This window comes from Seonamhaeicola sp. NFXS20, assembly GCF_049132085.1.
Lineage (GTDB): Bacteria > Bacteroidota > Bacteroidia > Flavobacteriales > Flavobacteriaceae > Seonamhaeicola.
Genome location: NZ_JAFMPU010000002.1, coordinates 544,871 through 567,025, shown reverse-complemented (window position 1 = coordinate 567,025; position 22,155 = coordinate 544,871). Strand labels below are relative to the sequence as shown.

The 22,155-nt window shown below is 32.4% G+C and carries 18 protein-coding genes; 4 read left to right on the top strand and 14 right to left on the bottom strand.

Annotation, left to right across the window (positions count from 1 at the left end; all coding sequences use genetic code 11):
• Nucleotides 1-2: 2 nt before the first annotated feature.
• The 10 genes from J1D01_RS05705 to J1D01_RS05660 form a co-directional block, all read right to left on the bottom strand.
• On the bottom strand, nucleotides 3-1,670 hold the full coding sequence (locus J1D01_RS05705) for a peptidase domain-containing ABC transporter (protein ID WP_421150128.1): 1,668 nt from the start codon (nucleotides 1,668-1,670) through the stop codon (nucleotides 3-5).
• Nucleotides 1,670-2,344, bottom strand: coding sequence for a TetR/AcrR family transcriptional regulator (locus J1D01_RS05700; RefSeq protein ID WP_372935298.1), 675 nt, complete (start codon nucleotides 2,342-2,344; stop codon nucleotides 1,670-1,672). Before J1D01_RS05700 ends, J1D01_RS05705 begins: the two co-directional genes overlap by 1 nt.
• A 138-nt stretch (nucleotides 2,345-2,482) precedes the next feature.
• Entirely contained in the window at nucleotides 2,483-3,184 is a 702-nt protein-coding gene (locus J1D01_RS05695; RefSeq protein ID WP_421150127.1) for a sulfite exporter TauE/SafE family protein, read from the bottom strand.
• A gap of 2 nt (nucleotides 3,185-3,186) precedes the next feature.
• Entirely contained in the window at nucleotides 3,187-3,633 is a 447-nt protein-coding gene (locus J1D01_RS05690; RefSeq protein WP_372935302.1) for a FixH family protein, read from the bottom strand.
• Nucleotides 3,634-3,811: 178 nt separating this feature from the next.
• A complete protein-coding gene (gene ccoG, locus J1D01_RS05685; RefSeq protein ID WP_372935304.1) occupies nucleotides 3,812-5,236 on the bottom strand; it encodes a cytochrome c oxidase accessory protein CcoG in 1,425 nt (474 codons plus the stop codon).
• 57 nt (nucleotides 5,237-5,293) lie between these two features.
• Complete coding sequence (locus J1D01_RS05680) at nucleotides 5,294-6,223, bottom strand: cbb3-type cytochrome c oxidase N-terminal domain-containing protein (protein ID WP_372935306.1); 930 nt, start codon at nucleotides 6,221-6,223, stop codon at nucleotides 5,294-5,296.
• Complete coding sequence (locus J1D01_RS05675) at nucleotides 6,220-6,405, bottom strand: CcoQ/FixQ family Cbb3-type cytochrome c oxidase assembly chaperone (RefSeq protein WP_372935308.1); 186 nt, start codon at nucleotides 6,403-6,405, stop codon at nucleotides 6,220-6,222. Before J1D01_RS05675 ends, J1D01_RS05680 begins: the two co-directional genes overlap by 4 nt.
• Nucleotides 6,406-6,426: 21 nt before the next feature.
• Nucleotides 6,427-8,625 carry a cytochrome-c oxidase, cbb3-type subunit I gene (gene ccoN, locus J1D01_RS05670; RefSeq protein WP_421150126.1) on the bottom strand — a complete coding sequence of 733 codons (2,199 nt, stop codon included), beginning with the start codon at nucleotides 8,623-8,625 and terminating at the stop codon, nucleotides 6,427-6,429.
• A gap of 2 nt (nucleotides 8,626-8,627) precedes the next feature.
• Nucleotides 8,628-8,828: a cbb3-type cytochrome oxidase assembly protein CcoS gene (ccoS, locus tag J1D01_RS05665; protein ID WP_372935311.1), complete on the bottom strand. Its 201-nt coding sequence runs from the start codon at nucleotides 8,826-8,828 to the stop codon at nucleotides 8,628-8,630.
• A gap of 171 nt (nucleotides 8,829-8,999) precedes the next feature.
• Complete coding sequence (locus tag J1D01_RS05660; RefSeq protein ID WP_421150125.1) at nucleotides 9,000-11,375, bottom strand: heavy metal translocating P-type ATPase; 2,376 nt, start codon at nucleotides 11,373-11,375, stop codon at nucleotides 9,000-9,002.
• Between the two features lie 105 nt (nucleotides 11,376-11,480).
• Between J1D01_RS05660 and J1D01_RS05655 the strand changes: the two genes are divergently transcribed.
• The 4 genes from J1D01_RS05655 to J1D01_RS05640 all read left to right on the top strand — a co-directional run bounded on the left by J1D01_RS05655 (nucleotide 11,481) and on the right by J1D01_RS05640 (nucleotide 16,794).
• Entirely contained in the window at nucleotides 11,481-12,158 is a 678-nt protein-coding gene (locus tag J1D01_RS05655) for a Crp/Fnr family transcriptional regulator (protein WP_372935315.1), read from the top strand.
• Between the two features lie 350 nt (nucleotides 12,159-12,508).
• A complete protein-coding gene (locus J1D01_RS05650; protein WP_372935317.1) occupies nucleotides 12,509-14,602 on the top strand; it encodes an HAD-IIB family hydrolase in 2,094 nt (697 codons plus the stop codon).
• Nucleotides 14,603-14,620: 18 nt separating this feature from the next.
• Nucleotides 14,621-15,898, top strand: coding sequence for a glycosyltransferase (locus tag J1D01_RS05645; RefSeq protein ID WP_372935319.1), 1,278 nt, complete (start codon nucleotides 14,621-14,623; stop codon nucleotides 15,896-15,898).
• Between the two features lie 11 nt (nucleotides 15,899-15,909).
• Nucleotides 15,910-16,794: a carbohydrate kinase family protein gene (locus J1D01_RS05640; protein ID WP_372935321.1), complete on the top strand. Its 885-nt coding sequence runs from the start codon at nucleotides 15,910-15,912 to the stop codon at nucleotides 16,792-16,794.
• Here J1D01_RS05640 and J1D01_RS05635 read toward each other — a convergent pair.
• The 4 genes from J1D01_RS05635 to J1D01_RS05620 all read right to left on the bottom strand — a co-directional run bounded on the left by J1D01_RS05635 (nucleotide 16,791) and on the right by J1D01_RS05620 (nucleotide 22,122).
• The gene (locus J1D01_RS05635; RefSeq protein WP_421150124.1) at nucleotides 16,791-17,366 is read right to left on the bottom strand and encodes a YdeI/OmpD-associated family protein; all 576 of its coding nucleotides are present in this window, start codon (nucleotides 17,364-17,366) and stop codon (nucleotides 16,791-16,793) included. The genes J1D01_RS05640 and J1D01_RS05635 overlap by 4 nt on opposite strands.
• Before the next feature lie 3 nt (nucleotides 17,367-17,369).
• The gene (locus J1D01_RS05630; protein WP_421150123.1) at nucleotides 17,370-19,010 is read right to left on the bottom strand and encodes a M1 family metallopeptidase; all 1,641 of its coding nucleotides are present in this window, start codon (nucleotides 19,008-19,010) and stop codon (nucleotides 17,370-17,372) included.
• A 90-nt stretch (nucleotides 19,011-19,100) separates the two neighbouring features.
• The gene (locus J1D01_RS05625) at nucleotides 19,101-20,912 is read right to left on the bottom strand and encodes an acyl-CoA dehydrogenase family protein (RefSeq protein ID WP_421150122.1); all 1,812 of its coding nucleotides are present in this window, start codon (nucleotides 20,910-20,912) and stop codon (nucleotides 19,101-19,103) included.
• Nucleotides 20,913-20,931: 19 nt separating this feature from the next.
• Complete coding sequence (locus J1D01_RS05620; protein ID WP_372936968.1) at nucleotides 20,932-22,122, bottom strand: acetyl-CoA C-acyltransferase; 1,191 nt, start codon at nucleotides 22,120-22,122, stop codon at nucleotides 20,932-20,934.
• Nucleotides 22,123-22,155: the final 33 nt, after the last annotated feature.

Here is a 22,155-nt window from a genome sequence, read left to right as displayed (position 1 = left end):
GGTTATACTTTTTTTAAGGTTGCTTTACCCTTTTCTAATAAAATATGCTCATTACATTTATTTCTCCAGTTTTTACTGGTACTAACTACTATTAGTGCCCAAGGCTGTTTATCATCAGTTAAATAATCTATGATGTTTTTCATTTCAACTTGATTAAACCTGTCTAGTGGGTCTTCTAGAATAAGCATTTTGGGTTCTTTAAGAATAGCTCTTGCTAGTATTATTTTTTTTGCAATGGTAAATGCAAGTTTATTGCCTTCTGCATTTATAATTGTGTGCAAACCTTTAGGTTGATCTTTGATAAAGTTTGTTAACCCTACTTTGTCTAAAACTTCATAAATTTTAGAGTCTTTAATAGATGTATTACCAAAGGTTAAGTTTTCTTTTATACTGCCTTCAAATGTAGATTCTTGTGATAAAGACATTCCTAAATGAGATCTGTAGTAATTGGGGTTTATATTACTCATAGAAAAGTTGTTTACATATACATTTCCTGAGGTAGGTTGATTTATTCCTAAAATAATGCGAAATAAGGTAGACTTACCAGAACCACTTTCACCATTAACTAAAATTCTACTTTTTTTGTTTATTTTAAGTGAAATATTGTTTAAAATAGGTTTTTCTCTATCAGGAACACTATAAGAAACATTATCTAGCTCAATGTTAAAACCGTTTTTAAGTATTGGTTTTTCGCCATCTTGAGCTTCGAGATCTTTATCTACAATTTGGCCAATTTTTTCAATAGAGGTTAATACATCGTAAAAAGATTCTAGTCCTAAAATTAGTTTTTCAACAGAAGCTATGACTAGTAAAATAATTATTTCTGCAGCTACAAACTGGCCAATATTCATTTCTTGGTTTAAAACTAAAGCACCACCAATTAATAATAAACTTGCAGTAACAATTACTTTAAAGCTTATCATTTGAATAAATTGCAGAATTAAAATTTTAAAGTGACTTTCTCTAGATTTTAGATAGTCACTTACTAAAGCATCGTTTTTATTTAAACCTAAATTAGTGCTTCCAGATAGTTTAAAACTAACAACGGTACGTGCAATTTCTTGAATCCAATGGGCAACTCTATATTTGTTTTTTGATTCTATTAAACTAGTTTCTAGCCCTTTTTTGGCTGTGAATTTAAAGACTATTAATATTAAAATTAGTAGAAGGATACCAAAAATTATAAAAAATGGATGATAGAAAGCTAATAATAATAAAGCAAAAGCAATTTGAAGAAGAGCCGAGGGCACATCAATAAGAATTTTAGATAATCCTTTTTGAATAGTAAGAGTGTCAAAAAAGCGGTTTGCTAATTCTGGAGGGTAAAAATTACGTAATTCTGACATTTTTATTTTAGGAAACCGATAGCTAAGTTCAAAAGAAGAACGTATAAAAATACGTTGTTGTATAGTTTCAATAATTCTAAGTTGCATTAATTTTAGAGCCCCAGAAAAGGCTACACCAATAGTAACAAGAATAACCAAAACAACCCATGATGTTGATATTTGGGCACCTTGTATTAAGGTGATTATAGCTTGAATACCTAAAGGTAGGGATAGGGCTACTAAGCCATCAAAAATGGCGTAATAAAATATTTGAAAAATATCTTTTTTTTCTAATTGTAGTAATCCAATTAGTCTTTGCCATGGGGTCATTGTAGGTACAGCCATTATTGGTTTTTTAGTAGGGTTATGGTTAAGTTTATATAAAATTCAGAAGGAGGTATATTTTCATTACAATCTGTTATTGAAGAAAAATGATCTTTTAAAAAATGCTGATGTAAGCTGCCCTCTAGAATTGAGCTAGCAAGACTAGTTGGGTATTTGTAATTAGGGTTTATTTCTTTAATTATATCTCTTAACCTGTGCACAATACGTTTATAAATAATAAAATAACCTTCTTTGTTTTCTTGGTCTACTTCTTTTGTTAGATAAGATTTAGAGTTTTCACTAACAATTATTTTGTTAAGAATGGCCTCATTAATATGAGAAAAGTTTGACCCTTTTTTTATTTTTTTAGATATAATTTTAATTGCAGTTACAAGTTTATCATGTGCGTTTAAACCTTGAGTTTTAAAAACTAATTGATATTCAATCCAAGACCAATACCAAGATGTTAAGTAAAGCAATAATTTATGTTTGCTTTCAAAATATCTATAAATTGAACTTTCATTAGAACCAATTATGTCTCCTAATTTTTTGAATGTGAATGATTCAAATCCAATTTCATCAATTAAAATTATACTGTGTTCTAATATTTTTTTCCCTAGATTGGATGATTCTGGGTCTTTTACATAAATTTTTTCTGGAACAGTAATTTTAATATTTGAGAGTAATTTATCCATATTCAATTAAATTAGTCGCAAATATAATAGTAATACTATTATTTTAAAAAATTAAACTATTGATTTTATTGATGCTATTAATCAATAAATATTATTATTTAAAAAAAAGGGTAAAAAGAGTGTTTAAATGCTTAGTTTTTAATGGCAGTCTATAGAACTATTAACAACATCATAAACTGGTGCAGGAGACAAGTAAGGAATACCAAGACCAAGACCCCTAAGAATAAATAAAGCACCAATAATAACAACAAAAACAGGGATTACTTTCTGTATTTTTTGTCTAGCAGAGACTTTTAAAAAATGACTGGCATAAATAGTGGTTGTCATTAACGGAACTGTACCTAAACCAAATAAAGCCATGTATAAACTACCTTGAAGAGCGTTACCGCCGCTAATAGCTCCAAAAACAGCTATATAAACTAATCCGCAAGGTAAAAAACCATTTAAAAATCCGATTGTTAAAAAAGTATCGGCTGTTTTTCTTTTTAGTGCAGAACCTAAAGCAGATTTAACTTTAGAAATTAATCTATAAATGGGTTTAGATATATTGTATTTATTCAGTTTATTTTGCGGAACTAAAACAAGCACAATCATTAAAATCCCAATAATGATTGATAGTTGTTGTTGAAAACCAAATAAATAAAGACTCTTACCAATTAAACCAAATACTAAACCAATAAGGCTATAAGCAAGTAATCTACCAATGTGGTAAATTGTAATTTGAGAAGCTTTTTTAACCGCGTTTGTTCTATCAACAGGAAGCATAAAAGCTATAGGTCCACACATGCCAATACAGTGGAAGCTACCTAATAAGCCTAAAACAAATGCCGATACTAGCATAATTAATAATCTATAGATTCTTTAAATAAATAAGAATTTGCATTATATTGCCAATCGATCTTAATGTTCCAACGGCCATCTACCAAACGAGAGTCAGGTATGAGCAAATGTGGATTAGATAATGAAATTGTAGTTTCAAAATCTAGTTGTTTGTTAGATGGCCTATATAGGAACATTTTTCCTGTAATTTTTTTGTAATCTATATTACTGGGAAACATAATTATTAACCCCTCATCGGTTTTTTTATATGTAATATTTTGGCTTAAATTCTTAGCGTTTTTTAATTTATCTATATCTTTTTGATAAGCTAATTCTTCTGCATAATAATCTTCAGTTACTAAATCGTGGTCATATTTATCATTAACATTCATTGTAATAATAAAGTACATTATAAACGTAATAAACCCAATAAAAGCAAGTACAATTCCTGTTCCCCAATTTAGTTTCATCTTTCTTAAGTTTTGTTATCCTAAAATTAGTTTAGGAGTTTTATTTTTCTTTTTATGGCATTACCCTCGCTTAAACTCGGGTCAGGCTTTCGGTAGTCGCTCTTTTCAAGGAGCTCCAAAAATACCTCAATCCTTAATGCACTTTCTGGTTTTGTTTTTTTTATTCAAAACGTATTTTTTACTTGTAACTTCTAGGTCCTAAAAAGTTAGCGGTACAAGTTTCAATTAATTTATCATTGGCGTAAACACCTATTTTAATTTTATTTCTATCGCCAGTTAATGCAGAATTATTTATTTCAATAAACAAAGTGCCCTCTGCAATTCCTTGACTTGGTACCACAAAATTATCGCTTGTTGAAACCAATTTTAAAGTTCCTTTGTGTGATAGTAATTTTAAAGTAACATTTTCAATATTTTTAGTAGTTTTATTTACCAGTTTATAGGTAAACACATTACTAATAATGTTGTTTTCTTTATGTTCATATAATTGCCCTGGTAACCTTAAAACATTGGCTTCTACTTCATTTCTTAAAAATAGCATACCAGTTAAAAGACCAATTAAAATTGTTAATACGGCAATGTAGCCTTTCATTCTGGCAGTTAACTTAAAAGGTACTTTGTTTTTAATGTTTTCTTCACTGGCATAACGTATTAATCCTTTAGGTAAATTAATGCTTTCCATTATATGGTCACATTCATCAATACAAGCCGTACAATTTACACATTCTAATTGTGTGCCGTTTCTAATATCAATTCCTGTTGGGCAAACATGCACACATTGTAAACAATCTATACAATCTCCATGACCTAAAGCCTCTCTATCTTCGTTTTTTCTAAATTTCTTTCTACCGTTTGGCCCTTCACCACGTTTATAATCATAAGCAACAACTATTGATTTTGTATCTAAAAGAACACCTTGTAATCTTCCGTATGGGCAAGCAATTACACAAACTTGCTCTCTAAACCATGCAAAAATAAAATAGAATACCGCTGTAAAAATGATTAACGGAATTAGGGTGCCCATATGGCTAAACGGACCATCTTTTATGTATTGAATTAGTCTGTCTCCACCAATTAAATAAGCTAAAAACACATTAGCAATTAAAAATGAAATAATTAAAAATATGGTAAGTTTTAATCCTTTCTTTCTAATTTTTTCGGCATCCCATTTTTGTCTTGCTAGTTTGCGTTGTTTATTTCTATCACCTTCAATCCAATATTCTATGCGTCTAAAAACCATTTCCATAAAAATGGTTTGCGGACAAATCCATCCACAGAAAATTCTACCAAAAGCTACGGTAAATAGTGTGATAAAAACCACACCAATTATCATTGATATTACAAACAAATGAAAATCTTGTGGCCAAAACGGAAACCCGAAAATATTAAAACGCCTTTCTAGTACGTTAAACATTAAAAATTGGTTGCCATTAATTTTTATAAATGGAGAAACCAATAAAAAAATTAATAGAAAATAGCTAACAAGCTTTCTTCTGTCATAATACTTGCCGCTTGGTTTCTTTGGATATACCCAAGCACGTTTACCTTCCTCGGTAACAGTACCAATTGAATCTCTAAAGTTTTCGTTTTCTGGGGTTTCCAATTTAATTTGATTTTATAGTATCCTTCACTTTTAAAGTGAAGGATACTTGATCTAATTTTAGTTTGTTGTTGTTAATGTTGAGTCTACTGTAGTTTCTGTTACAGCTTCAGTACCTTCTTCTACCCAAACATCGCCTTCTGGAGCTTTAGGATTTGCAGGCGTAGTTCCTTGTAAGCTTAATACATAACTAGCAACCTGTGCTATTTGAGATGGTTTAAGTTGTGCTTTCCAAGCAATCATACCTTTACCAGAACGCCCTCCTTCTGAAACCGTATTAAAAACATTTTTAATACCACCACCTAGAATCCAGTGGTTATCAGTTAAGTTTGGTCCAATACCGCCACCACCATCGGCCATATGGCAAGCTACACAGTTGGTGTTAAATATATCTTTACCAGCTTTTAAATCTGCATCATCAGTTAAAAGTGTTACGGTATTTATATCAACTAAATCTTTAGCAGTTTTTTTGTATTCTTCAATAGCTATTCTAGCATCTGCTAATTCAGTTTCTAATTCATCAATTTGTCCAGGACCATCAAAAACATGGAATCTTATTAGGTAAGCCACAGCAAAAATTATACTAAAATAAAAGCCATATAGCCACCAAGGAGGTAAGTTATTGTCTAATTCTTTTATACCGTCATAGTTATGGTCTAAAATAATTTCGCTTTCTTCTTCTATAGGTTTTTGTCCTAAAAGCTTTTTGTAAGTTTCTTTAAACCAAGTGAACTGATATGCTTTTTCTTTTTCAGCTAAGAATCTTGCTTTTGCTTCTTCATCTAGTTTATGAAGCATTACATTTTCAAGAGCTCCTATAATAGCTTCAATAGCAATAAGTATTAACAATACTAATAAGAGAAATAAAAGTACTGCGGGATATTCTATAAAGGCTGGTTTTTCGCCTGAGTCTATAAAAAATTCTACAATTCCGAAGATGATGAAGAATACTACGGGTACTCTTACCCAAGATGGAACTAATTTTCTCATAATGTGTCGTTGTTTTGGTTGTCTAGTGGAATATTGCTAACAGTTTTTATGTAGTCTTTTTTTGCGGTAATAACCCACCAAAACAGCGCTACAAAAAAGATGAAAAAGATAAGTAGGGAGATGATAGGGAAAATTTCAACCCCTGTTATAGTCTCCATATGATTTTTTACAAATTTTAACATAGTTTCTAATTTTTTTGAGGGTTATTGTTGTGCAGTTTCAACTTTAATATCGGTGCCTAAACGCTGTAAATAAGCAATTAAGGCAACAATTTCTCTGTTTTTCATTTCAACAAATTCTTCACCATTTTCGGCAGCATATTTTTTGTCTGCTTCGTAGTTTTTAGCAAAGTCTGGATCTGTATAAAGGTTCTCTTCTATTTGGCTTCCTTGTTCTAACATACTTTGTTGTGCATTGGCAATATCTTCTTCTGAATAAGGAACACCTAATGACACCATAGTACGCATTTTGGCTTCGGTTTGAGATTTATCAAGCGTACTTGATGAACCTGTAATTAGCCATGGGTAACGAGGCATGATGGAACCAGATGATGTACTTTGTGGATCATACATATGGTTAAAGTGCCAATTATCAGAGTATTTGCCTCCTACACGGTGTAAATCTGGTCCGGTACGTTTACTACCCCATAAGAATGGATGATCATAAACATATTCTCCGGCTTTACTGTATTCTCCGTAGCGTTCTACTTCACTTCTAAACGGACGAATCATTTGTGAGTGGCAACTCACACAACCTTCGCGTATATAGATGTCTCTACCTTCTAACTCTAAAGGTGTGTATGGTTTTACACTTGCAATGGTCGGAATATTAGATTCAACCATGATGGTTGGTACAATTTGAACAATACCACCAATTAAAATAGCTATCGTAGCTAAAATAGTTAATTGTACAGGTCTGCGTTCTAACCAAGTATGGAACCCTTCTCCGGCAGTACGTCTTTTTGTTACACGTTCTAGCGCAGGGGCTTCGGCTAATTCATCGGTTACTTTGCTGCCTTTTTTAATAGTAACAATAATGTTATATACTAAAATTAATAAGCCAATAACATATAAACTACCTCCAATAGCACGCATTAAGTACATAGGTATAATTTCGGTAACCGTTTCTAAAAAGTTACCATAAACTAATGTTCCGTCTGGGTTAAACTGTTTCCACATACTTGCTTGAGTAAATCCAGCAACGTATAGAGGTAAGGTATACATAATAATACCCAAAGTACCTAACCAAAAATGTAAGTTTGCTAAAGGAGTAGAGTGTAGTTTAGTTTTAAAAAGCCTAGGAACTAGATAGTATATCATACCAAAGGCTAAAAAACCATTCCAAGCTAAGGCACCTACGTGTACGTGAGCAATAATCCAGTCGGTAAAGTGGGCAATAGCATTTACATTTTTAAGAGATAAGGTTGGTCCTTCAAAAGTAGCCATACCATAACCTGTAATAGCTACTACCATAAATTTTAAAACAGGGTCCGTACGTACTTTATCCCAAGCACCACGTAAAGTTAATAAACCATTAATCATACCACCCCAAGAAGGCATTAATAACATTATAGAGAATGTTACCCCTAAATTTTGAGCCCATTCAGGTAATGCGGTATATAAAAGGTGATGAGGTCCTGCCCAAATGTATATAAAGATTAACGACCAAAAGTGTACAATAGAAAGTCTATAAGAATACACAGGTCTATTAGCAGCTTTAGGAACATAATAATACATTAAGCCTAAAAATGGTGTAGTAAGGAAGAATGCTACGGCATTATGACCATACCACCATTGCACTAAAGCATCTTGTACACCAGCATAAACAGAGTAACTTTTCATGCTTGTAAACGCTATTGGTAATTCTAAACTATTAAAAATATGAAGAACAGCAACGGTAACAAAAGTGGCTATATAAAACCAAATAGCAACGTATAAATGGCGTTGTCTTCGTTTTAAAATCGTCCAAATCATATTTACACCAAAAACAACCCAAATTACAGCAATAGCAATATCTATAGGCCATTCTAGTTCTGCATATTCTTTTGATGTAGTATAACCTAAAGGTAATGATATTGCAGCAGCAACAATAATTAATTGCCAACCCCAAAAGTTTATATTACTTAAAAGGTCACTTGCCATACGAGTTTTTAGTAATCGTTGTAAAGAATAGTAAATACCCGCAAACATAGCATTACCAACAAAGGCAAAAATTACAGCGTTAGTATGTAGTGGTCTTAAACGCCCAAAACTAAGCCATGAAATACCATCAGTAAGGTTAGGGAATAAAAACATAAATGCTAGTAGTAATCCCACCAGCATACCTACAACCCCAAAAATTATTGTGGCATAAATGAACTTAGTAACGATTTTATTATCGTAATGAAATTGTTGCATCTCCATAATTAATTGTTAATCTTTTTTTTGGTTAGTATTGATTTTGATTTATTTGATTTCTCTTTAATTAATTCATCCTCAAAAAGCATTCTAACTGAAGGTGTATAACTATCATCATATTGTCCGCTTTTAACGGCCAAAATAAAGGCTATAAAAAAACCAACAGCTACAATTACGCTTATAGCTAGTAAAATATATATAACACTCATACCTACTTGAAGTTACGGTTCAAAAATACTTTCATATGTTTTTTCAAAACATGACAAATGTCATGTTTGTTTTAATAATTTGGGCGTTACCCTATCGGGTCGGGCTTTCCGCGTTACACGGTAACTAGCTTCAATCCCTAACGCACTATCCTGCCAAAACCTGTTCTATAACTATTTTAATTTTCTACCAACAATGTTGGTGCAAATGGTTGTAAACACCACAATACTTATAGAACTTAAAGGCATTAAAATTGCAGCAACTACAGGTGCTAATTGCCCTGTTACAGCAAAATACAAACCTATTATATTATAGATGAAAGAGAGTATAAAACTCCATTTTATAATTTTTATAGCAGATTTTGATATCTTTAAATAATTAGCCAGTTCATTAAACTTAGAAGCATCTAAAATAGCATCACAAGCAGGGGAGAACACGTTTACATTCTCTGAAATAGCAATACCAACATTACTCTGTGCCAAGGCACCAGCATCATTTAAACCATCACCAATCATTAATACATTAGCCCCTTCACTTTGGTGGTATTCTATATACTCTAACTTATCTTTTGGTTTCTGATTAAACAACAGTTTAGTTTTTGATGGTAATAATTTAGTTAGGTTTTCTTTTTCACCTTCATTATCACCAGATAGTATTGCTAAATCGTAGTCTTTTTTTAGTGTATTAAATAATTGCGATAAGCCTTTTCTATAGGCATTATAAAACGTAAATTTTCCTTTGTATTTATTATTTGTACTAACGTGAACGGTAGTGTTTAAGGTTGTTTTTTCTTCTGTAAAACCAACAAAAGGAGCAGATCCTATTTTAATATGTTCATCATTATATTGAGCCTCAATACCTTTGCCTATATATTCTTCGTAGCTATCTAAGGTGTGAATATCATTTTTATTTAAAAGCTCATATAAAGACCTGCTTAACGGGTGGTTAGATCCTCTTAATGTGCTTTTTAACAAAGCCTCTTCTTGAGGTGAAAGAGTCTCGCCATCATAATCTATAGATGCTTCTTTGTTAGATGTAATAGTACCCGTTTTATCAAAAATAATGGTGTTTATTTTGGCTAGTTGTTCTATAACGTTTGCGTTTTTTAAGTAGAATTTTTTCTTACCTAATATACGTAAAATATTGCCAAAAGTAAAAGGAGCAGACAAAGCTATAGCACACGGGCATGCAATTATTAATACAGATGTAAATACATTTATAGCTTTACTAGAATCTGTTAACATCCAAAACATGGTAGATGCCGAAGCAATTAACAAAATAATGATAGTAAAGTTTTTGCTAATACTATTTGTAAGGGTAGTAAATGATGATTCTTTGTCTTTTTTAAACACATCATTACTCCAAAGTTGGGTAAGGTAACTTTGCTCAACAGATTTTAAAACATCTACCTCAATATTGCCATCAACTTGTTTGCCTCCTGCAAATAGTTTGTCTCCAGATTGTTTGGTAACTGTTTTAGATTCTCCTGTAACAAAACTATAATCAATTCTTGCATTTCCTTTAATTAAAATACAATCAACGGGTATAAGTTCTTCATTTCTTATAAGTAGCCTGTCTCCTTTTTTAATATCGTAAACTTGTATGGCAGTTTCTTTTCCTTCCTTTGTTATTTTAGTAATTCCTATGGGGAAATAAGATTTATAGTCTCGTTCAAACGATAAAAATGAATAGGTTTTTTGCTGAAAAAATTTACCAACTAGTAAAAAGAAAATAAGTCCTGTTAAGCTATCAAAAAAGCCAGAACCTGTATCTAGTATAATTTCTGCAGAACTTCTAATAAATAGAACAGAAGCACCCAGAGCAATGGGTACATCAATATTTAATATTTTAGACCTTAAACCTTTGTAGGCAGATATAAAATAGTCTTGCGCAGAGTAAAATACAACGGGTAAACTATAAGCAAACATAAGCCACCTAAACAGGTGTTTGTATTGTTCTAACCAAAATTCGCCAACTTCAAAATACTCTGGAAATGATAAAAACATTACATTACCAAAGGCAAAACCTGCTACGCCTAATTTATAAATTAAAGATCTATCTGTTTTCTTTTTTCCAACACTGTAATCTTCTAAACTTATATAAGGTTCGTAACCAATACTACTTAGTAAAATTACTAGCTCTTTAAGTGTGATTTTTTTTGCGTTAAAAGTTATTCTAACGGTTTTTTTACCAAAATTAACTATAGAAGAACTTACGGCGGGGTTTAATTTATTTAAGTTTTCTAAAATCCAAATACAAGAACTACAATGTACATGCGGAATGTATAAATTTACAATTTGAGTATCATCGCTATTAAACTCTAAAAGTTGCTCAACAATTTTTTCATTTTCAAGAAAATTATACTTACCAGCAACCTCTTTAGGCGTAGCTCCTGGAGCCTCCTGTAAATCGTAATAACAAGTTAAATCGTTTTCAGAAAAAATCTCGTAAACAGTTTTACAACCATTACAACAAAATGATTTATTGTCATAAACAATTTCGGAAGATGTTATATCTAATCCGCAGTGGAAACACGTTTTATGCTCCATAATATTTGCTCAATTTTACCTGTTGCAAATGTGGAAAGTTAGTGAAAATTAAAATATGATAATTGTCATGATTTGTTTATTTTTACAAATCTAGAATTATAAGGTATGGGTAAATGTGAACAGTGTATTATTAAGCAGTTTAATTCTCTTAAAGCACTTACAAAAGATGAATTAGTTAGAATTTCGGCTTGTAAAACTTCAAAAACAATAAAAAAAGGTCAAGTTATTTTTGAAGAGGGCGAGATGCTAAATGGTGTTTATTGTGTAAAAGATGGTATTTGTAAGCTAACTAAGCTAAGTGAAAATGGTAAAGACCAAATAGTAAAAATGGTGGTGAAGGGAGATTTACTTGGTCAGCGTTCTATTATAAGTGAAGAAAGGTCTAACTTGCAAGCTACAGCTTTAAATGATATGGAGGTTTGCTTTATACCTAAAAGTGAAATATTATCTGATTTACAAAAAAACCCAAATTTCACCTTTGACGTCTTAAAAGATATGGCCAAAGATTTAAAAGAATCAGACGATGTTATTGTTAATATGGCTCAAAAATCTGTAAGACAGCGTTTAGCCGAAACCTTAATTTATATTCATGATAGTTTTGGAGTAAATCCAGACGGAACACTTAGTGTATTGCTTTCTAGAGAAGACTATGCAAATATTGTTGGCACCGCTACAGAATCTGCCATTAGAGTATTGTCTCAATTTAAAAAAGAAAACTTGATTTCTACCATTGGTAAGCGGATAAAAATTGAAGATTTAGAGGGGTTAAAACGAGTAGAGTAGTTCTATATTAATTGATTTCTACGTTTTAGTGTAAAGACTTTGACTTTTTAAATTCTATTAAGCCACAGAGTGTTATTGTTGTATTGCATTACGGTTATTTTAGAAGCAAATACACCAAATAGCTAATATTCTGCTTTCAAAAACGCTTGTAGGTTAAAATCAAATTAATTACAAGATTTGTAATATTGAACTGATAAAATTCAGAATTTCTTAAAGCTGTTATAGTTAATTTAGTACTTACTAAATATCTAGATATAAACGTTTATTTTCTTGGAATTCATTATTTAAAACCTTAGATTTTGGTGAAATTAATTGAAATTCTAATTAAGAACCAAATACTATTATAACACATGAACGATGCTAAAAATAGCTCTCAAAGCAATATAAAACTCCTTTCGTTTGATATTGATAATACACTAATAGATTTTCACACTTTTAAAAGTAATTTTAATAAAATATGGAGAAAATATAAGCCAGCAGAGGTAAAGCTTTCCTATAACACGGGTAGACTTATAGATGATGTTTTAGATTTAATTAAAAAAGACATTATTCCAGAACCAGATTATATCATTTCTGGTGTGGGTACACATATATATAACTACAAAGAAAAAAGGGTAGTAAAAGAATTTAATAATGTGCTTGATGATGGTTGGGACTTAAAAACTGTAGAGTCTATAATTAATAAAATAGATCATCCCATTAGTGAACAGCCCACAAAATTTCAGCATGCATATAAACGGAGTTACTTTTTTCATGATGCCAGTCCAGATCATATACTTGAAATAGAAGAAAATTTTAACAATGCAAACATGGACGTTAGTGTGGTATATTCTGGAGAAAAATTTTTAGATATTCTACCAAAGTATGCCAATAAAAAAAATGCTCTACAATGGTTGCTTAAAAAGTTAAAAATTAAAACAGAAGAAACATTGGTGGCAGGAGATAGTGGCAATGATTCTGCTATGTTCGATTTAAAAGATATAAAAGGTATTGTAGTTTCTAATGCTCATGAAGAGCTTTATCAATACACAAAACACAGACAAGTATACCATTCTGAAAAAGAAAAAGGAGACGGTGTTGTAGAAGGGTTAGTTTACTACTCGGTATTACCACAAGTGGCTTTAGATGCTACAAGCATAGACCAAAGTGAAGAAGACTTTTTTGTTAAACAAGAGCTAGATCAAATTGCTTTAGAAGATGAAGATGAAAACGAGAAAATTAACTTTATAAAAGAGGGTTATAAAAAAGCTATAGAAGCCCTTAAAAAAAACATTACACCTTTAGGGTTTTCGGCATGCTCTATTAAAGATAATGAAGCTAATGGTACAGATGAGAATTACTATAGCGTTTGGGCTAGAGATGGAGCCATTACCTTAATAGGATCATTGCCGTTAGTACACGATAAAGAAATTCATGAATGTCAACGTAAAACATTAGAGACTTTATTTGAGCATATTTCACGTAACGGACAAATACCATCAAATGTTAGAATTAAAGATAACGTACCAGATTATTCAGGCGTAGGTGGTATTTGTTCTATAGATAGTGGTATTTGGGTTGTTATTGCATTCTATGAATACGTAAATGTTACAAAAGATATTAAATTTTTAAGAAAATATATTAAAGATTTGAAAGAAACCATGCGATGGTTAGGAGCTCATGATAGTAATAATGATGCCCTATTAGAAATACCAGAAGCAGGAGACTGGACAGATCTTTTTGGTAGAAGTTACAATATTCTTTATGATGAAATTCTTTGGTACAGAGCTAATGTTTGCTACGGAAGAATGCTAGAAATGTTAGGAGATCATGAAGAAGCAGGAGAGTACATTAGGTGGTCTCAGGTGGTAAAAAAAGAAATACTACAAAACTTTTGGCCAACAACTCAACAACAGTTATTTCAATCGGTTTCTTTTGCAGAAAAACAATTTACTTTAGGAGATACTTCGTACCTTATAGCTCAAACAACACCGTTTGATTTTAGTTGGCGATGTGACGTTTTAGGTAATGTTTTAGCCTTTTTACATGGAGCCTTAGATGTAGAAAAAGCAAAACAAACTTTTCGTTTTATGTTGGGTGTTGGTGTTAATGATCCGTTTCCTGTTGCCAATGTTTACCCAGTGGTAAGTCCTGGTGATCCAGATTGGAGACCTTATTATACCGTTAACTTACTTAATTTACCAAATCATTACCACAATGGAGGTATTTGGCCTTTTGTAGGTGGGTTTTGGGTAAAGTTTGTAAATAAACTTGGCTTTAAAGAAATGGCTGTTGCCGAATTATACAAGTTAGCCCAAATGAATAAAGAAGGAATTAATAACGAATGGGAATTTACAGAATGGGCACACGGTACAACAGGTAAACCTATGGGTAAAGCATACCAAGCATGGTCTGCAGCTCAGTATATATCGGCTTGCCATGATTTAAAAATTATTGATAAATAAACTATAAAATTAAAAATTATGAAATCTATCTTAATGATCTCTTTACACGGATATGTAGCTGCAAACCCAGAACTTGGTAAACCCGATACTGGAGGTCAAGTTGTATATGTTCTAGAGCTTGCAGAACGATTTAGCCGACTTGGAAAAAAGGTGGATTTAGTTACGCGCCAATTTGAAGACCAACCAGAATATGACCATGTAGATGAAAATTATAGCGTATGGCGAATTCCTTTTGGAGGTAAAAAATTCATCAGGAAAGAAGATATGCATGACCACCTTAAAAAGTTTGTAACCAATACATTGGCAGCAATAAAAAAAGAAGGTAAAAAATATGATGTGGTTTATTCTCATTATTGGGATGCAGGTTGGGCAGGACAAAAAATAGCTGAAGAGCTAGGGGTATCTCATGTGCATACACCTCATTCAGTTGGTTGGTGGAAACAGCACACCATGGGTAGTGATATGGATGAAAAAGAAATGGAAAAAACATATCGCTTTAAAGAACGGATAAGAAAGGAGTATTTTGTTTATCAAATGTGTAACCATATTATAGCAACAACAATCCCACAGGTAGATTTGTTAACCAAACAATACGATGTACTTCCTAAAAATTGCACCATGATTCCTCCAGGAATTGATGAAAACAGATTCTTCCCAGTACCTTCAAAAGAGAATGACAAAATACGAGCAAAATATGATATTCATCCTACAGATATTTTAACATTAGGTAGAATGGCACATAACAAAGGGTATGATCTTTTAATAAAGGCATTACCAACTGTTTTTGAACTTTGTCCTGAAGCAAGATTAGTAGCAGCCGTTGGTAGTGATGGCTCTAATCAAGATGACGAGGGTGTAGCAAAACTAAAAAAAATAGCTACAGAATTAGGAGTTGCAGATAAAATACACTGGAAAAGTTATATAGCCGATGAAGATTTAGCTAATGTATACAGGTCTGCCAATATTTTTGCAATGCCTTCAAGATATGAACCTTTTGGTATGGTAGCTATAGAAGCTATGGCTTGTGGTACACCAAGTATTATTACTGTTCATGGTGGGTTATATGATTTAATTGATTTTGGTAATCAGGCATTATTTGCAGACCCGCATAGACCTTTAGAATTTGGTGCTATGATGGCAATGCCACTTTTATATCCTAAAATGCGTAACGAATTATCTGTTGAAGGCGCTCGTTTTGCTCGTCGTAATTTTGGTTGGACAGGAATAGCTAAACGTATGTTACAAATATTCAGAAGCTCTATCAATCAACAAACCATGGAAACTAATGTGTATTAAAAGATAAAATAATGTCTAAGATTGTATGTTTTGGTGAGGTTCTATGGGATATATTTCCTAATGGAGAAAAAAAAATTGGAGGAGCACCATTAAACGTAGCATTGCGTTTACATGCTTTTAATCATGAGGTAACTATGGTAAGCGCTATTGGTAACGATATTAATGGAACTTTGCTATGTGAGTATTTAAATGAAAATGGTTTAAACACTAGTGATATTCAGAAAAAAGAGGATTATACTACAGGAGAGGTTCAAGTTACTCTTAATAAAAAAGGGGTTGCTACTTATGAAATAATGCATCCAAGAGCTTGGGATAAAATTGAAATAACTGATGGTATTATAAAAAAAGTTAAAACTTGTGATGCTCTTGTGTTTGGAAGCCTAATAGCTAGAGATGAAGTCTCAAGGCAAACACTATTAAAACTCATAGATTTAGCGCCTTATAAAGTTTTTGATTTGAATTTACGGCCACCTCATTATTCACCAGAAATTTTAAAAGAATTAATGAATAAGGCAGATTTTATAAAATTTAATGATGAAGAGCTATATGAAGTGGCAGGTTATTTTAACTCTAAGTATAATGGTTTAGAGCAAAATTTAAAATTAATGGCTCAAAAAACGAAAGCTAAATATATATGTGTAACCAAAGGAGAGCATGGAGCTGTTTTATTGCACAATGATATTTTGTATTATAACAGTGGTTATCAAATAAAAGTAGCAGATACCGTGGGAGCGGGCGATTCGTTTTTGGCATCTCTTATAAGTGAGTTGTTAAAAGGTGTTGCTCCTCAGCAGGCTATTGATTTTGCCTGTGCAGTTGGAGCTATGGTGGCGCAAAGCGAAGGTGCTAATCCTAAATTTACATTAAGTGAAATTAAAAATTTTGCTAACCCTTAATAATTGCTTCTAGATTTAATATTGGCCTCACAATATTTTATAATTTCTAAAATTCGCTTTTGTTTTGTTTCGGCTCTTTTGGCATTATTTAACCAAGATAGGTAGCTTTTTTGATACCCTTTTGCAAAGTTTTTATAGTTTTTAAATGCTTTGGGGTTTTGGTTAAATGCTTTTTGTAAATCATTAGGAATAATACCATTTTCAACATTATCCATAGCAAACCAAGCTCCATTTTTTTTAGCTACAGCTATAGATTGGTAACCTACTTCTTGAATTAATCCAGAGGCTTCTAATTCTTCAATATACTTTTTATTTAAGGCACTCCAAGTGCTTTTAGGATTTCGTTTACTAAAGTATTGCCGGCGTTTTCCATCACCTAAACTTTTTACAGTAGAATCTATCCAGCCAAAACATAGAGCTACTTTTACAGCTTCTTCCCATCGCATGGTGGGAGTATTTAATTCTAATTTGTAAAAAATTAAATAAACGCCTTTTTCTTTATGATGATTTTTTAGTAGCCAATCGTACCAGTCGGTATCACGTTCAAAATAAAGTTCGGGTAAATCTTTCAAACCTTAAATCTTTTTAGATTCTACGTAAAAATCAGGGTCAATTTCAAATAGCTTAATGGAGTCTTCAACAGAAAGAGCATTCCATTCTGCTTTTGGGAATAGCCATTGTTCTTCGTTGTTTATTTTAATTTGAATAGGCATATCAAATTTATCAACAATATTTGTCCAGCGGTATTTTAAAGTTTTGCCTTTAATTTGATATTCTAGCGTTGGAATTTTTGTTGTTCTTAAGTATTGATTGAAAAACTCAGTTAAATCTATACCTGTTTGTTCACTCAAATAGTTTTCTATTTGTTGTGTAGTTACTGTTTGATGATAAAAAGTGGTGTTTAAACCAGTAAGAATTTTACGCCATTTTTCATCGTCTTCTATAAGCTGACGCAATGTATGAAGCATGTTGGCTCCTTTAAAATACATGTCTCCAGAACCTTCTTTGTTTACATGATATTTACCAATTATTGGTCTATCATTAACTATAGCTCTACGGGTGCCAATTACATATTCAGCCGCTGCTTTTTTACCAAAATGGTAATCTAAATATAGATTTTCAGAGTAAGTAGTGAAACTTTCATGAATCCACATATCAGCGATATCTTTATCTGTAATATTGTTTGCAAACCATTCATGACCAGATTCGTGAATAATAATGTAATCAAATTTTAAACCCCATCCTGTTCCTGATAAATCACTTCCTCTATAACCATTTTTATAACCATTTCCATAGGTAACAGAACTTTGGTGTTCCATTCCTAAATATGGTGCTTCTACCAGTTTATAGCTATCTCTGTAAAAGGGGTATTGCCCAAACCAATGTTCAAAAGCTTCCATCATTTTTGGAGCTTGTTTAAATTGTTCTTTGGCTTTTTCAAGATTATAACTTAAAACGTAATAATTCATATCAAGGGGGCCTGCCATACCATTGTAAACTTCAGAAAAGTTAACATAGTCACCAATATTAATATTTACACCGTAATTGTTAATGGGGCTTTTAACAATCCATCGGTAGGTTTTTGTGTTACCGTATTGTTCAACACTTCTCAATCTTCCGTTAGAAACGTTTGTTAAATTATCAGGAACGTTTACACTAATAAGCATACTATCTACTTCATCATACATATGGTCTTTACATGGCCACCAAACACTGGCACCTAAACCTTGACAAGATGATGCTATAAAATGGTTGCCGTTTTTGTCTTTTTCCCAAGAAATTCCCCCATCCCAAGGAGCATTAACGGCTTCTCTTGGGTTTCCTTCGTAATAAACATCTATAGAATTTATATTTCCTATTTTTTGTGGTTCATTTAGAGTTATAAAATGAGCGTTACCATCATGTTTTATTTTTAACTCTTTACCATTTTGGGTAGCTTTAAGAAGTTTTAAAGGTGTTTGCAAGTCAATTTGCATAACGTTGTTTTTGCTTAAAACTGTATATTGAATGGTGTTTTTACCAGAAATAAACTTTTCTTCGGGATTTACTTTAATGTCTAGATGATAATAGGTTAGATCCCACCATGCACGTTCTGGTGTTATACTACCACGAAGTGTATCTTGTCTAGTGAATGTGTCTTTTTTGTTAAGTAGCTGACATTGAGTAATGTTTACTGAAAGAAGCGTAAGTATGATGAAGGTTAATTTATAATTCATATAATTTTTTTTCTAAAGTACTGAAAAAAAATAAACGCTTCAAAAAAGTTAATTGAAGCGTTTAAACAATTGAATTAGTCACCTACTTAATTAAAAGCAATATTTATTTTCTTTTGTTACTTTGTTAGCAATAATATTTCTTAGTTCAATAATGTTTGGCATATTTACATATTTAATGTAACGTTTTAAGCCCATTAACATCATGCGTTGTTCATCGCCACTAGAGAATGAAATTATAGAGTGTTTTCCTGCTGTTTCTATAACATCAATGGCATGAAAAAGATTTAGTTTAGCCATGGCTATCTGTTCTTTAACATTGTCTTCGCCTTCTTTTTTGGCTAGTTTTTCTGCTCTTAAAATGGCAGATTCGGCTAAATAGATTTGAATTAAAATATCTGATGATGCTAACATGAGCTGCTGTTGTTCTTCAATTTTTTCGCCATATTTCTCTAAAGCAGCACCGGCAACCATTAAAAATAATTTCTTAAGGTTTTTAATTATGCTTTTTTCTTCAGAAAATAATTCTGAAAAATCTGGTGTATCAAAAGATGGAATTCCCATTAATTCATCTTTAACAGCCATGGCTGGTGTTAATACATCAACATGTCCTTTCATAGCTTTTTTAATAAGCATACCAATACTTAACATACGATTGATTTCATTGGTGCCTTCATAAATCCTAGCAATACGTGCATCTCTCCAAGCAGATTCCATTGGGGTTTCTTCAGAGAATCCCATTCCACCTAAAATTTGGATGCCTTCATCTGTACATCTTTGAACAAATTCTGAAACTGCAACTTTTAATATAGAACATTCTATAGCATATTCTTCAACACCTTTAAGTTCTGCTTCTTGATGTGTGTCTTTACCATTTTTTTGTCTAAGTTCAATTCTATCTTGAATGTTTTTTGCAGCTCTATAACAAGCAGCTTCACCTACCCAACAGTTGGTAGCCATTTCTGCAATTTTTTGGCGAATAGCACCAAAACTAGATATAGGTGTTTTAAATTGGATACGCTCATTGGCATATTTAATAGATTCTGTAATAGTTCTTCGTTGTGCATCTAAACAGGCTACGGCTAATTTAATACGACCAACATTTAGAGCATTCATAGCTATTTTAAAACCATTACCTCTGGTAGAAAGCATGTTTTCTATAGGTACCACGGTGTCATTAAAAAATACTTGACGAGTAGATGAAGCACGAATGCCCAATTTATGTTCTTCTTCGCCTAAAGTAATACCGTTTGGGTTTTCAGGGTCATATTCTACTATAAAACCTGTAATGTATTTATCATCTTCAATTCTAGCAAAAACAATCATTAAATTACAGAAACCAGCATTTGAAATCCACATTTTCTGTCCTGTAATTTTATAGCTTTTTCCGTCTTCAGAAAGTACAGCCTTAGTTTTTCCAGAATTGGCATCACTACCCGCACTAGGTTCTGTTAAACAATAGGAGCCAAACCACTCACCACTAGCTAATTTAGGTACGTATTTTTGTTTTTGTTCTTCGGTTCCGTATAATGTAATTGGCATTGTACCAATACCTGTATGAGCCCCAAATGCGGTACTGAAAGAGCCAGTTGCACCAGAAATATAATCGCATACCAGCATAGTATCAACAAAGCCCATACCCATACCACCATATTCAGTAGGAACAGCAACGCTTAAAAAACCAAGTTCACCTGCTTTACGCATGCAAGCTTCGGTTAAGGCGTAATCTTTTTTTTCAAATTGAGCTTTTTTAGCCCAAATTTCTCGGTCAACAAATTCGGTAACAGCTTCTTTCATCATAAGCTGGTCTTCGTTAAAATCTTCTGGTGTAAAAGTGTCTTCACAGTTGGTTTCTTTTACCAAGAATTGACCACCACGTAGAATGTCTTTTTCAGTTTCTGCCATTTTATTTAGTTTTAGTTTTTTAGTTTAAAAATTCAAAAATTCCGCAAGCGCCTTGACCAGTTCCAACACACATGGTTACAGCACCATATTTTGCTTTCATGTTTCGTTTTCTCATTTCATCAAAAAGTTGAACGGAAAGTTTAGCACCTGTACACCCTAAAGGATGTCCTAGCGCAATAGCGCCACCATTAACATTTATAATATCTGGGTTGAGGTTTAATTCTCTTATTACTGCTAAAGATTGTGAAGCAAAGGCTTCATTTAATTCTATAAGTTCTAAATCAGCTTGTTTTAAACCGGCTAGTTTTAAAGCTTTTGGAATGGCTTTAACTGGTCCAATACCCATGATACGCGGTTCTACACCGGCAGCAGCATAATTTACCAATCTAGCAATAGGTTCAAGATTTAACTCTTTTACCATAGCTTCACTCATAACCATAACAAAAGCAGCACCATCACTCATTTGAGAAGAGTTACCAGCAGTTACGCTACCACCTTGAGCAAATACAGGACGTAGTTTAGCTAATGCTTCAAGGCTAGTGCCTTTTCTAGGGCCTTCATCTTTTGTAACGGTGTAGTTCTTTGTTGCTTTTTTACCATTTTCATCAATATAAGTTTGTTCAACTTTAATAGGAACAATTTGATCTTGGAATCTGTCTTCAGCTTGAGCTTTTAGCGCTTTCATATGAGAATTATATGCAAACTCATCTTGGTCTTCTCTTGAAACCTTAAATTGATTTGCTACCGCTTCGGCTGTGTTACCCATGCCCCAGTAATAATCTTCATGACCAGCATTAACAATATCATAATTAAGTTCTGGTTTAAAACCTGTCATGGGTACAGCACTCATACTTTCTGCACCACCTGCTATGATGCATTCTGCCATTCCGGATTGAATTTTAGCAGTTGCAATAGCAATGGTTTCAACACCTGAAGAGCAAAATCTATTTACTGTTACTCCAGGAACATCAACACTATTTAAGCCCATTAAAGAAATTAATCTTGCCATATTTAACCCTTGTGAGCCTTCGGGCATTGCATTACCAACAATTACATCATCAATTCTTGATTTATCTAATTGAGGTAGCTCTTTAATCATGTGTTGTATGGTTTCGGCTGCCAATTCATCAGTTCGTTTAAACCTAAACAAACCTTTAGGAGCTTTTCCTACGGCAGTTCTGTATGCTTTTACTATATATGCTGTTTTCATTTTAGTTTTGTGTTTTAGGAATCAAGAATCAAA